12 protein-coding genes are annotated in these 12,427 nt (G+C 52.5%); 6 read left to right on the forward strand and 6 right to left on the reverse strand.

All coding sequences use genetic code 11. The features are described 5' to 3' along the window. Nucleotides 1-63: 63 nt before the first annotated feature. Nucleotides 64-510 carry a YccF domain-containing protein gene (locus tag V5P19_RS08955; protein ID WP_334402260.1) on the forward strand — a complete coding sequence of 149 codons (447 nt, stop codon included), beginning with the start codon at nucleotides 64-66 and terminating at the stop codon, nucleotides 508-510. Between the two features lie 19 nt (nucleotides 511-529). Beyond that, nucleotides 530-2,692, forward strand: a complete 2,163-nt coding sequence (yccS, locus tag V5P19_RS08960) for a YccS family putative transporter (RefSeq protein WP_334402262.1) — start codon at nucleotides 530-532, stop codon at nucleotides 2,690-2,692. Here yccS and V5P19_RS08965 read toward each other — a convergent pair. After that, entirely contained in the window at nucleotides 2,649-3,275 is a 627-nt protein-coding gene (locus V5P19_RS08965) for a TfoX/Sxy family DNA transformation protein (RefSeq protein WP_334402264.1), read from the reverse strand. The genes yccS and V5P19_RS08965 overlap by 44 nt on opposite strands. Before the next feature lie 217 nt (nucleotides 3,276-3,492). Between V5P19_RS08965 and sulA the strand changes: the two genes are divergently transcribed. Both sulA and ompA read left to right on the forward strand, forming a co-directional pair. Next, nucleotides 3,493-4,002: an SOS-induced cell division inhibitor SulA gene (gene sulA / locus V5P19_RS08970; RefSeq protein WP_334402750.1), complete on the forward strand. Its 510-nt coding sequence runs from the start codon at nucleotides 3,493-3,495 to the stop codon at nucleotides 4,000-4,002. A 355-nt stretch (nucleotides 4,003-4,357) separates the two neighbouring features. Then, nucleotides 4,358-5,413 (forward strand): porin OmpA, encoded by a 1,056-nt coding sequence (gene ompA / locus V5P19_RS08975; RefSeq protein WP_334402266.1) that lies wholly within the window; start codon nucleotides 4,358-4,360, stop codon nucleotides 5,411-5,413. A 64-nt stretch (nucleotides 5,414-5,477) separates the two neighbouring features. Here the strand turns inward: ompA and matP are convergent, their stop codons facing one another. Continuing rightward, on the reverse strand, nucleotides 5,478-5,930 hold the full coding sequence (gene matP, locus V5P19_RS08980) for a macrodomain Ter protein MatP (RefSeq protein WP_334402268.1): 453 nt from the start codon (nucleotides 5,928-5,930) through the stop codon (nucleotides 5,478-5,480). A gap of 186 nt (nucleotides 5,931-6,116) precedes the next feature. Here matP and V5P19_RS08985 point away from each other — a divergent pair, with 186 nt between their 5' ends. Both V5P19_RS08985 and fabA read left to right on the forward strand, forming a co-directional pair. Then, nucleotides 6,117-7,877, forward strand: coding sequence for a Lon protease family protein (locus V5P19_RS08985; RefSeq protein WP_334402270.1), 1,761 nt, complete (start codon nucleotides 6,117-6,119; stop codon nucleotides 7,875-7,877). Between the two features lie 68 nt (nucleotides 7,878-7,945). After that, the gene (fabA, locus tag V5P19_RS08990) at nucleotides 7,946-8,464 is read left to right on the forward strand and encodes a bifunctional 3-hydroxydecanoyl-ACP dehydratase/trans-2-decenoyl-ACP isomerase (RefSeq protein WP_334402272.1); all 519 of its coding nucleotides are present in this window, start codon (nucleotides 7,946-7,948) and stop codon (nucleotides 8,462-8,464) included. 71 nt (nucleotides 8,465-8,535) lie between these two features. Here fabA and rmf read toward each other — a convergent pair whose 3' ends face one another. The 4 genes from rmf to pqiA form a co-directional block, all read right to left on the reverse strand. After that, nucleotides 8,536-8,703, reverse strand: coding sequence for a ribosome modulation factor (rmf, locus tag V5P19_RS08995; RefSeq protein WP_010429337.1), 168 nt, complete (start codon nucleotides 8,701-8,703; stop codon nucleotides 8,536-8,538). A 254-nt stretch (nucleotides 8,704-8,957) separates the two neighbouring features. Next, nucleotides 8,958-9,524: a membrane integrity-associated transporter subunit PqiC gene (pqiC, locus tag V5P19_RS09000; protein WP_334402275.1), complete on the reverse strand. Its 567-nt coding sequence runs from the start codon at nucleotides 9,522-9,524 to the stop codon at nucleotides 8,958-8,960. Further along, nucleotides 9,521-11,161: an intermembrane transport protein PqiB gene (pqiB, locus tag V5P19_RS09005; RefSeq protein WP_334402277.1), complete on the reverse strand. Its 1,641-nt coding sequence runs from the start codon at nucleotides 11,159-11,161 to the stop codon at nucleotides 9,521-9,523. Before pqiB ends, pqiC begins: the two co-directional genes overlap by 4 nt. Nucleotides 11,162-11,165: 4 nt before the next feature. Next, nucleotides 11,166-12,419, reverse strand: coding sequence for a membrane integrity-associated transporter subunit PqiA (gene pqiA, locus V5P19_RS09010; protein WP_334402279.1), 1,254 nt, complete (start codon nucleotides 12,417-12,419; stop codon nucleotides 11,166-11,168). Between the last annotated feature and the right edge of the window lie 8 nt (nucleotides 12,420-12,427).

The following is a 12,427-nucleotide window of genomic DNA, read 5'->3' on the forward strand; positions in this document are numbered from 1 at the left end:
CTCCAGCCCAAAAAAACGTTACAATCAGTGGGCGTTAATTATATCGAAAGGAACTGAGGGTTTATGCGTACTGTTCTGAATATTTTGAATTTTGTCCTTGGCGGTTTTGCCACCACCCTTTCCTGGCTTTTTGCCACGCTGGTGAGCATCGTGCTCATTTTTACGCTTCCGCTCACGCGGTCCTGCTGGGAGATCACCAAACTCTCCCTCGTTCCTTACGGGAATGAAGCTGTTCACGTTGACGAACTGAACCCGGGAAGTAAAAACGCCCTGATGAACACAGGCGGAACCCTGCTTAACATCCTGTGGTTGATCTTCTTCGGCTGGTGGCTGTGCCTGATGCACATTTTTGCCGGAATCGCCCAGTGCATCACCATTATTGGCATCCCGGTAGGGCTCGCAAACTTTAAAATTGCCGCCATTGCGCTGTGGCCAGTTGGACGCCGAGTGGTGTCGGTAGAAGTGGCGCAAGCCGCACGTGAAGCAAATGCCCGCCGTCGTTTTCAGTAAATAAGGACTGGCCGCGTTTATGTTAAGCCCACTGCTTCGCCGTTACACCTGGAACAGCTCCTGGCTTTATAACGTCAGGATTTTTATCGCCCTTTGCGGAACGACGGCCCTGCCCTGGTGGTTGAATGACGTTAAGCTCACGATTCCACTCACGCTGGGCGTGGTTGCGGGGGCGCTTGCGGATCTGGACGATCGTCTTGCGGGTCGTCTGCGCAATCTTGTTATCACCCTCATCTGCTTCTTTATCGCTTCCGCATCCGTTGAACTGCTGTTTCCGTGGCCCTGGCTGTTTGCTTTAGGCCTGACGCTTTCCACCAGTGGATTTATTCTGCTGGGCGGTCTTGGTCAGCGCTATGCCACCATCGCGTTTGGTGCCTTGTTGATTGCCATTTACACGATGCTGGGCGTTTCACTTTACGAACAGTGGTATCAGCAGCCCATGCTGCTGTTGCTCGGCGCCATCTGGTATAACCTGCTGACGTTAACCGGTCACCTGATCTTTCCGGTGCGCCCTCTGCAGGATAATCTCGCCCGCAGCTATGAGCAGCTGGCTCACTACCTTGAACTCAAATCCCGACTTTTTGATCCGGACATAGAAGAAGAGAGCCAGGCCCCCCTTTACGACCTGGCGCTGGCGAACGGCCAACTTGTCGCCACGCTCAACCAGACGAAAGCCTCTCTGCTTACCCGCCTGCGTGGCGATCGCGGTCAGCGAGGCACGCGCAGAACACTGCACTACTATTTTGCCGCGCAGGATATTCACGAGCGCGCCAGCTCGTCGCACGTACAGTATGCGACGCTTCGCGATAAGTTCCGCTACAGCGACGTCATGTTCCGCTTCCAGCGGCTATTGTCCATGCAGTCTCAGGCGTGTCAGCAACTGTCTCGCTCTATACTGCTGCGCACGCCCTATCAGCACGATCCCCGTTTTGAACGTGTTTTTAGCCACCTTGATGCGGCTCTCGATCGCGTACAGGCCAGTGGGACATCGCCGGAACATATCAAAGCCCTGGGGTTTTTGCTCAATAACCTGAGGGCAATTGATGCTCAGCTGGCCACCATTGAATCCGAGCAGGCGCTCGCGCTACCTGGTAACGATGCGGATAACCAGCTTGCAGATGACAGCGTGCACAGTTTTAGCGATATGTGGCTACGGCTTAGCCGTAATTTCAGCCCGGAATCGGCCCTGTTTCGCCATGCGGTGAGAATGTCGCTGGTCCTGTGCGTGGGCTACGCCTTTATCCAGGTTACCGGCCTACAGCACGGCTACTGGATTCTGCTGACCAGCCTGTTCGTCTGCCAGCCAAACTATAACGCGACCCGACACCGCCTCGCGCTGCGTATTATTGGTACTCTGGTGGGCGTCGCCATCGGCTTACCGGTGCTCTGGTTTGTCCCGTCGATTGAAGGACAGCTTATCCTGATCGTCATCACCGGCGTGCTGTTCTTTGCCTTCCGTAATGTTCAGTATGCTCACGCTACTATGTTCATTACGCTGCTGGTTCTGCTGTGCTTTAACCTGTTGGGCGAAGGGTTTGAAGTCGCCCTTCCCCGCGTGATCGATACGCTGATTGGCTGCGCGATTGCCTGGGCGGCGGTGAGCTTTATCTGGCCTGACTGGCGTTTTCGTAACCTACCGTGCGTGGTGGACAGGGCAATGAATGCAAACTGTCGATACCTGGATGCCATCCTTGAGCAGTACCACCAGGGTCGCGACAACCGCCTCGCCTACCGTATTGCCCGTCGTGATGCGCATAACAGGGATGCAGAGCTGGCCTCGGTTGTCTCAAACATGTCGACGGAACCCCGCGCCACGCCAGACATTCGTGAAACAGCCTTCCGCCTGCTTTGCCTGAATCATACCTTCACAAGCTATATTTCGACGCTGGGCGCTCACCGCGAGAAACTGACAAACCCAGGGATCCTGACCCTGCTGGATGACGCCGTCTGCTACGTAGATGACGCCCTTCATCATCTGCCGGCCGATGAGCCACGCGTGGAGCAGGCCCTGGATGAACTGGCACAACGTATTGCCCACCTTGACCCGGGTACCGACAGCAAAGCACCGCTGGTACTGCAGCAGATTGGCCTACTCATCGCTCTGCTGCCCGAAATTTGTCGCCTGCAACAGCAAATTGCTACCTGGAGGGGTGATACTCCAGTGGCTCAGGTAGCGCATTAAACCACTCGGTTAGCTCCCGGCGAATGTCAGCCGGGAGCGCCGCTTCATGTAAACCTTCTATTGCTCCCTCAAGCGCGAACAGGACTTTGATGCTGAGTTCTTTATTTTTCGCCCGCATCTTCAGCCAGCTTACTCTGGCCCCCAGCTCCCTCAGGGTTTCCTCATTGGTAATACCCGCTTCATACAGCAGGACCTCTAGTTGAAACGTAAGATTTGGCAGATCCTTAAGCCGATTTCGCTGATGGCGCTGATAACGCTCCTTCCTTGCAGCATTGAGCGCAAAAGAAGAAAGTTGAAGCAATCTTTCCCTGTCCTGCCAGAGGACATCATCTACGCGGTAGTAGTTAAGCAACACCGGACGCCCTCTTTTCATAAGCGTCAAAAACGACGAGGCATTTTTGACACAGTATTTCGCACTTTCCTCACAGGCTCGCAGGTAAAGTTCACCCTCAGAAACCATTGCGAAGACAGCATCATCTACCGCAAGGGTATATCCGCCAAAAAGTGCGCGATGGTGAATTTCACCTAGTGGTGAAAGGTATTCTTGCGATTTATAAATCCGTTCATAAGATATCTTTTTCATGATATTCCCTTTAAAAATCATACAATAACAACAGAATTTCTTACTAGCGGATCCGTTAGCAGGAACATAGGCAACTTATTGCCGTTGAGCAAGATGATTTTTTCAGACGCGCCAACAATGAATGAATTTTGCGAGTCGCTTTCCGAAAATGAGGTTGATCTTTATGCATACAGGGGTTACTGTATATCCATACAGTAACTACAGGGCTGGGATGAATATGTACACTTCAAGCTATGCAAATCGCTCAACATCTCTTTCATCTACTGCGGGTAATGTTTCGCAGAATTCTGTCGAAGGCGTGTCGTCAGGGCTTATCAGTGAAGTGGTTTATCGTGAAGACCAGCCTCTGTTGACCCAACTTCTTTTACTGCCGTTATTACAGCAGCTTGGTCAGCAATCACGCTGGCAGCTCTGGCTGACGCCACAACAGAAATTGAGCCGGGAATGGGTTCAGTCCGCGGGCCTGCCGCTGACGAAGGTTATGCAAATTAATCAACTCCCTCCGTGCGATACCGTGGAGTCCATGATTCGGGCGTTGCGTACCGGGAATTACAGCGTTGTCATTGGATGGTTATCAGACGACTTAACGGAAGAAGAACATTTCCGCCTGACTGAAGCGGCTGAAGAAGGGAGCGCGATCGGGTTCATCATGCGTCCAGTGAACCAGGATTCTTATCGCAAAGGACAACATTCCGGGCTAAAAATTCACTCGAATTTGTATCATTGAGTAAATTTAAGAGTTTTCCTGGAATTTTTTTTGACCGCGAGATGTGGAATTAGTTCAACGAACAAAATCTTCGGAAAGGCTTGTCTGGTGCGGTTCCTCTTAATTTTACTGCACAAAATCCGTTCAAAAAATGTTAAATAATAGGTATACGGAAATTTTTTTTTCATATGCCTGACGGACTTCACACTTGTAAGTTTCTAGCTACGTTGTAGACTTTACATCGCCAGGGGTGCTCGGCCTAAGCCGAAGATATCGGTAGATTTATATTTGACCACGCCCCCCGGTGAAGGATTTAACCGTGATTTCTCTCCAGAGATTTTCATGGCAAATTTTGGATGATAACGAGGCGCAAAAAATGAAAAAGACAGCTATCGCGATTGCAGTGGCACTGGCTGGCTTCGCTACCGTAGCGCAGGCCGCTCCGAAAGATAACACCTGGTATGCAGGTGGTAAACTGGGCTGGTCTCAGTTCCATGACACCGGCTGGTACAACAGCACCCTGAACAACGATGGCCCAACTCACGAAAGCCAGCTCGGTGCAGGTGCGTTCGGTGGTTATCAGGTTAACCCGTATGTTGGTTTTGAAATGGGTTACGACTGGTTAGGTCGTATGCCATACAAAGGCGACACCGTAAACGGCGCATTCAAAGCTCAGGGCGTTCAGCTGACCGCTAAACTGGGTTACCCAATCACTGACGATCTGGACGTGTACACCCGTCTGGGCGGCATGGTATGGCGCGCAGACTCCAGCAACAACCAGTCTGGTGACAACCATGACACCGGTGTTTCCCCAGTATTCGCTGGTGGCGTTGAGTGGGCTATGACCCGTGACATCGCTACCCGTCTGGAATACCAGTGGGTTAACAACATCGGCGACGGCAACACCGTTGGTGTTCGTCCAGACAACGGCATGCTGAGCGTAGGTGTTTCCTACCGCTTCGGCCAGCAGGAAGATGCAGCGCCAATCGTTGCTCCAGCGCCGGCTCCAGCTCCAGAAGTACAGACCAAGCACTTCACTCTGAAGTCTGACGTTCTGTTCAACTTCAACAAAGCTACCCTGAAACCAGAAGGTCAGCAGGCACTGGATCAGCTGTACACCCAGCTGAGCAACCTGGATCCTAAAGATGGTTCTGTAGTGGTTCTGGGCTTCACCGACCGTATCGGTTCTGACGCTTACAACCAGAAACTGTCTGAGAAACGTGCTCAGTCTGTTGTTGATTACCTGGTATCTAAAGGTATCCCAGCTAACAAGATCTCCCCACGCGGTATGGGCGAATCTAACCCAGTTACTGGCAACACCTGTGACAACGTGAAAGCTCGCGCTGCACTGATCGACTGCCTGGCTCCAGATCGTCGCGTAGAGATCGAAGTTAAAGGCATCAAAGACGTTGTAACTCAGCCAGCGGCATAAGTTATCGTCTTATAAAAAAACCCCGCATTGCGGGGTTTTTTATTATCTGAATGAAATCAAAAAATCACTTTTTCCCAAGCATAGCCTGGAGATCGCTCTTCAGCGTCGACATCTGGCTGGCATACTTTTCTTTATGCTCGGCATCTTCAATAAGTTGCACTACCGTCTCCGACAGTGTTTTACCCCGCCTCTGTGCAAGCCCTGCCAGACGCTGCCAGACCATAAACTCCAGGTCGATAGATTTTTTGCGGGTATGCTGATGCTCAGCATTAAAATGCCGTTTGCGTCGTGCGCGGATAGTTTGCTTCATCCGGTTCATGAGCGCTGGATTGATGTGTTTCTCTATCCAACTGTTGACCTGAACCGGTTCATTTTCGAGGGTCAGCAAAATATCCACAGCGTCTTGTGCTGCGCTGGCTTCGATGTAGCAGGTGATCAGCTCCCCTTCACGGTGCTTTTTGACCAGGTACTTCCATTTCCAGCCGCTTTCGAGATTTTCCAGTTGTTGATATTTCATTGCGATCTCAGTGTTACCACGTAACTCTGTTCAGAATATCAGTTTTTTACCAATCTGCTGAAAAGAAATCATATCCTGTGAACCATTGCAGGTGATTCACTCCCCGAAATACCCAATCCTACTTGGGAAGAGCCCCCTGCTTACGGTATACTCCACGGTTTTACATCTGACTAAAAAACATCAACTTTGACCATTACGAAACTAGCATGGCGTGACCTGGTTCCGGATACCGAGAGCTATCAGGAACTGTTTTCACAGCCCGACCTCGCGCAAGAACACGAATTCATACTTAGCGATACACAACCGCGTTTGCAATATGCGCTGGAGCAGGTGTTAAGCCCATGGGCGACATCTCCCTTCATGCTGCTCAAAGCCCCGGAAGAAGCCGAGTATTTGACGCTTCTGGGTGATGCCATGCGCCAGTTGCAGCCGGAAACGAACTCCGTATTTGGCGGCCAGTATCGTATAACGGGGCATGACGTCTCTTTCGCGCCAGCACAACGGCCAGATGACCGTTTTGCTGCCGCAGGTGAAGTGCTTACGGCAAACTGGGTCGAGGCTGAACAACTTTTCGGCTGCCTTCGCCAGTTTAACGGCGAGCTTACGTTGCAGCCGGGACTCGTCCACCGCGCTAATGGCGGTGTACTGATCATTTCCCTACGCACCCTGCTTTCTCAGCCGCTTCTGTGGATGCGTCTGAAAACGATTGTTGCCCAGCAGCGTTTTGACTGGGTCGGTTTTGATGAATCGCGCCCTTTACCTGTATCCATCCCACCGATGCCGCTCACGCTCACCGTGGTACTGACCGGCGATCGCGACTCCCTGGCCGATTTCCAGGAAATGGAGCCGGAGCTGGCTGAACAGGCTGTCTATAGCGAGTATGAAAGCAACATCCAGATTGCCGACGCCGATGATATGGCGCAGTGGTGTCGCTGGGTGATGGCTGTCGCAGAACGTTTTTCGCTGCCGACGCCTTCAGCCGATGCATGGTCGGGTTTAATCCGTGAAGCGGTTCGCTACACTGGCGATCAGGAGACGCTGCCGCTCTGCCCGCTTTGGATAAGCAGACAACTGCGTGAAGTCGGGGTTATCAGCGGCGATGGTGCGTTTACCGGTGAGCAACTGACTCAAATGCTTGCCCAGCGTGAGTGGCGCGAAGGCTATCTTGCTGACCGCATGCAGGATGAGATTCTGCTGGAACAAATTCTGGTAGAGACGGAAGGCGAACGTATTGGGCAAATCAATGCGCTGTCGGTCATTGAGTTCCCGGGCCACCCACGCGCATTCGGAGAGCCATCACGTATCAGCTGTGTGGTGCATATCGGTGACGGCGAATTTACTGATATTGAACGCAAAGCTGAATTAGGCGGGAATATCCACGCCAAAGGCATGATGATCATGCAAGCGTACCTGATGTCCGAGCTGCAGCTTGATCAACAAATCCCCTTCTCCGCCTCGCTGACCTTTGAGCAGTCCTACAGCGAAGTTGATGGCGATAGCGCCTCAATGGCTGAACTGTGCGCGTTAATCAGCGCCCTGGCTGAAGTTCCCATCAATCAGAACATCGCGATAACCGGTTCTGTCGACCAGTTTGGCCGTGCCCAGCCTGTGGGTGGGCTGAATGAGAAAATTGAGGGCTTCTTCTCGATCTGCCAGCAACGTGGATTAAACGGTAAACAGGGTGTGATTATCCCTGCACCTAATGCACGCCATTTAAGTCTCAGTCAGGCGCTGCTGGATGCGGTAGAGCAGGAACAATTCACGATCTGGGCCATCGAAGGTATTGAGGATGCACTACCCTTACTGACAAACCTGGTATGGGATGGCGAAGGGCAAACTACCCTGATGCAAACCATCCAGGAGCGCATTGCTCAGGCGACACAGCAGGATGCTCGTCATCGTTATCCCTGGCCGTTACGCTGGCTGAGTTGGTTTGGTCCGAACTGATCGGACTTGTTCAGCGTACACGTGTTAGCTATCCTGCGTCCTTCACTAAAATAAGGCTTACTGAGAACATGGTAGAAAAACGCGAATCCTATACAAAAGAAGATCTTCTTGCCTCTGGTCGCGGTGAACTGTTTGGCGCTAATGGCCCACAGTTACCGGCCCCTAGCATGCTGATGATGGACCGTGTCGTGAAAATGACCGAAGCCGGCGGCAACTTCGATAAGGGTTACGTAGAAGCGGAACTCGATATCAACCCGGACCTCTGGTTCTTTGGTTGCCACTTTATCGGCGATCCGGTCATGCCTGGCTGCCTGGGCCTTGATGCTATGTGGCAGCTGGTCGGCTTCTATCTGGGCTGGCTCGGTGGCGAAGGCAAAGGCCGCGCGCTGGGCGTTGGCGAAGTGAAATTCACCGGTCAGGTTCTGCCTTCTGCGAAGAAAGTCACCTACCGTATTCACTTCAAGCGCATCGTGAATCGTCGTCTGATTATGGGCCTGGCGGATGGTGAAGTGCTGGTTGATGGTCGTCTGATTTATACCGCGAACGACCTGAAAGTGGGTCTGTTCCAGGACACCTCTGCTTTCTAATCCCTGCTTATCGCAGCGTCAGAAAGGCGAAACCTCCGCAGTGCGGAGGTTTCTTTTTTAAAGAGACGCTATCAAGCAAGTACTGCCCTGTCTCCGATGGCTTCTCGCCAGCCCCCCAACCATTGAGACCTTTGGTTCAAAGTCTGATAGGGACACATTTCTTTAGAACGTCCGGCGATGCCAGCCTGATAACCACGTTGATGAGCCCTTTCCAGGCGATCTCGTTTCTGTCTCTTCATGCCTCGTTTCCCTCATTCTTTTGTCTGGTGGAAAGAAAACAGTGGTTGCAAAGTGTGCAAGCACAGTTAACGAATAACCCGAATCAGCCTCAACGTCAACGTTCGAAATTCATACGGGTGTCATATTTGTGAGCTATGCGGAAGTTCATTTGTACAAAAAATGTGACGCGGCACAAGTAACAAGCTGAAGTCCAAACGAAAAAAAAGCCGCAATCAGTGAGTCACTGAATGCGGCTTTTGTCGATGAATTTTACTTATGGCAAGCGAGAAATCTCTCTGGCAATGCTGGCCGATTCTTGCGACCAACCCTGAGCCAGAACTTTCACCATCTCATCGTAACCATCTTTTTGCTGCTTCATTTCAAGATGGAAAGGACGCTTAATCAGCTGTCCTTGATGATTTAGCAACCACTCACCGCTCACTACCACCATGCCATCATAGCGACCGTGGAAGCCCGTCACGGTAACGTTCAGCGTGTCCTGGTCGCTTCCCAGCGGCTGGGAAGCGACAACCCAGCCCGGAAGCTGACTGCTGAGGTTCGCCACCAGCGTGTTGCGCAACTGCTGATCCAGCGGGCTGGCCCACAGGTTATTACTGGCGATGACATACTGAACATCACTGGTCTGATATACCACGCCGTTTCCTGCGAGATAATCCGGCACAGCAACCTGCTCGACCCATAACAGGCGGTTACCTTGCGAGGCAGTGCTCTGCGCACCCGCCTGTGCAGTCAGCGGCAGCTGGTAGTAGCTCTTGTTATCACTCCCTGAGCTACAGGCGGTTAATACCATTGCGCCCACAATCGCTAGCCATTTTTTCATTGTTTCGCCCTCTTCGGCTCAGGATCCTTTTTATCTTTCGCTTCGAATACCAGCGCGTTGCTCTTCTCGTTAAGCGTTTTCAGTACCGGCTGCAGCTCGCGCAAGACCTGATCAAGACGCTGCATATCTGCCACCATCTTATTGTATGCCGCCGATCCAGGCTGGAAGCCCTGCATACTGCGGTTGAGTTCACGCAGCGTTTTCTGCATGTCCTGCGGCAGTTGCTGCATGGACTGACTTGCGGTGATCTTATTGATGTTATCCAGCGTGGTTTGCAGACGCTGCATTGTCGCCTGACTTTGATGCAACGAGCCTGTCGCGGCTTCAAGCATTGGATTCAGCGGCAGATTATTGATCTTATCCAGAGTATCCATCAGACGCTGCTGGATCTGTGCCAGACCGCTGCTGACGGTTGGAATGATCGTATACCCGCCAAATTCACGAACCCCGGTAATCGCAGGTGCTTTTGGATAAAAGTCCATATCAACATACAGCGCACCGGTCACCAGGTTACCGGTTTTCAGCGAACCGCGCAGGCCGCGATTCATCAGCTCGGTAATATGGGTTCCGATGTCCTGATTTTCACCAATCTGATTGATCAGTCGCTCAGGCTCGATACGAATGAGCACTGGAATACGGTAATCGTCATCCAGCATCTGCTGAAGGCCTGGAACGAAGAACGGCACTTGTCCCACCGTCCCGAGGCGAATACCGCGGAACTCTACAGGCGCCCCAGGCTGCAAGCCACGAACGGAATCCTTAAAGAACATCAGATAGTCGATATGATCCGTGTAGAGCGCATCCTGAATGCTTTTCTGATCGTCGAAGAGTCTGAACGCCGTTTTCTCTGCAACCGGCTGCCCCAAATCCTGGCCTTCTGGTACGTCAAAACTGACGCCGCCGCCAAACAGCGTGGTCAACGAGCCCATTTCTACACGCATACCGGCAGACGTGAGATCAACGGCGATCCCGCTGTCTTTCCAGAAGCGCACATTGCTGGTCACCAGACGGTCGTTTGGTGCATTAATAAAGAGCTGGTAGCTGATAGCACGCTTTTGCGCATCAAAGGTACTCGTTTCAACCGAGCCTACGCGATAGCCGCGGAACAGTACCGGGTCGCCGGGAGAGAGCTGGCCCGCCTTTTTGCTGTCAAGAATTACGCGGATACCTTTCGCATCAGGCGGCGCCAGCGGCGGAGAATCCAGCAGCTGATACTGAGCTGGCTGGCTACCTTTCTTACCCGGCTGCAGCTCAATATACGCACCGGAAAGCAGCGTACCTAAGCCGCTGATCCCTTCACGCCCAACCTGCGGTTTAACCACCCAAAAAACAGAGTCACCGTGCAGCAGCTTCTCCATTCCGGCGTTCAGGCGCGCTTTAATTTCAACGTGCGTTAAATCGTCCGTCAGGATGGCACTTTCCACCACGCCCACATCCACGCTACGACTTTTGATGGTCGTTTTGCCGCCCTCAATACCTTCTGCATTGGTGGTGATTAGCGTGACTTCCGGTCCCTGATGGCTGTAATGATAAAACAGGATCCATGCACCGATCAGCGCAGTCACGATGGGGAAAATCCACACCGGCGACCAGTTCTTGACCTTCTGCACTTTAGCCTCTCCACTCTTATTTTCCATGCTCTTACTCTTCCTCATGGCTTGACTCGGGCTCACGATCCCACGATAAACGAGGGTCGAAGGTCATGGCCGCAAACATGGTCATAATGACGACCAACGCAAACATAAGCGCTCCCATTGCGGGATAAATACTCATCAGCCCCCCCATGCGCACCAGCGCAGAGAGTACCGCAATCACAAACACATCGATCATTGACCAGCGACCAACAAACTCTACGACTTCATAAATCAAGTGCATGCGTTCACTGTCGCGTTTCCCGTGCCCTTTTGCATCCCAACAGAGCCAGGCAATGGCGATCATTTTTAACGTCGGTACCATAATACTGGCGATAAAAATGACGCCAGCCACCGGATACGAGCCTTCCCCCCACAGCAAAACGACGCCCGCGAGAATGGTCGAGGGCATTTTTTCACCGAACAAATCGGTGATCATAATCGGCAGGATATTGGCGGGGAGATACAGCATGATCGACGTCACCAGCAGCGCCATCGTCCACTGCAGGCTATTTTTACGTCGTACATGGCCTTTGGTTTCACAGCGCGGACAAACGTCCAGATCGGCTGGCAGCACGGCAGTGCAGCATGAACACGAGCGGAGCCCCTGACGGATGCCCGGCACGCCAACTTTCACCCTCTGCGAGAGCGTGGGAGCAGGAGCGATATCGTCCCACGCCCATCGACGGTCAACGCACTGAAATGCGCGAAGCTGCAGGACACAGTACAGGCACCAGGGAATAAAGCTGCTGCCTATCCCCACGTCTCCGTAGGCCATTAGCTTGACGAAGCTGACCAGGATACCCGCCAGGAAAATCTCAGCCATCCCCCAGCTTTTTAGCTGGAAGAGAATACGCGCGAGCTTAATTTTTAGTGAAGACGGCATGCGGACACGGTTGACCAGGAGCAGGATCACCACCAGGCAAAATGCCGGCACTATCTGAACAAACAGAAGGAAAAAGGTCCCTAGACTGGCGTAATCTTCCGAGAACATGACGCCCGGGATCTCAAGCAAATCCACCTGGCTGGTGATCCCTCCCACCTTCATATAGATGAAGGGGAAGAGATTGGACAGCAGCAACATGAACAATGCGGCCAACGCATACGCAGTAGGACGCTGCCTTGGTGCATCCCACTGGGTTGTTAGCGTTGCGCCGCACCGCGGGCATGTGGCCTTATGTCCGTGACCAAGCTCTGGCAGCGCCACGAGCATATCGCATTGCGAGCATAATATATGCCTGTCGGCGTGGTGCTGGTCACACATATGTAATC

Origin of the sequence: Enterobacter sp. UNJFSC 003 (genome assembly GCF_036903355.1) — a bacterium.
In the GTDB taxonomy this organism is placed as follows: domain Bacteria; phylum Pseudomonadota; class Gammaproteobacteria; order Enterobacterales; family Enterobacteriaceae; genus Enterobacter.

Coding starts and splice junctions, on each gene's coding strand:
- pqiA (WP_334402279.1), bottom strand. CDS start 12,419: ATGTGTGACCAGCACCACGCCGACAGGCATATATTATGCTCGCAATGC.
- V5P19_RS08965 (WP_334402264.1), bottom strand. CDS start 3,275: ATGAAAAAGATATCTTATGAACGGATTTATAAATCGCAAGAATACCTT.
- pqiC (WP_334402275.1), bottom strand. CDS start 9,524: ATGAAAAAATGGCTAGCGATTGTGGGCGCAATGGTATTAACCGCCTGT.
- yccS (WP_334402262.1), top strand. CDS start 530: ATGTTAAGCCCACTGCTTCGCCGTTACACCTGGAACAGCTCCTGGCTT.
- matP (WP_334402268.1), bottom strand. CDS start 5,930: ATGAAATATCAACAACTGGAAAATCTCGAAAGCGGCTGGAAATGGAAG.
- pqiB (WP_334402277.1), bottom strand. CDS start 11,161: ATGGAAAATAAGAGTGGAGAGGCTAAAGTGCAGAAGGTCAAGAACTGG.
- ompA (WP_334402266.1), top strand. CDS start 4,358: ATGAAAAAGACAGCTATCGCGATTGCAGTGGCACTGGCTGGCTTCGCT.
- V5P19_RS08955 (WP_334402260.1), top strand. CDS start 64: ATGCGTACTGTTCTGAATATTTTGAATTTTGTCCTTGGCGGTTTTGCC.
- sulA (WP_334402750.1), top strand. CDS start 3,493: ATGTACACTTCAAGCTATGCAAATCGCTCAACATCTCTTTCATCTACT.
- fabA (WP_334402272.1), top strand. CDS start 7,946: ATGGTAGAAAAACGCGAATCCTATACAAAAGAAGATCTTCTTGCCTCT.
- rmf (WP_010429337.1), bottom strand. CDS start 8,703: ATGAAGAGACAGAAACGAGATCGCCTGGAAAGGGCTCATCAACGTGGT.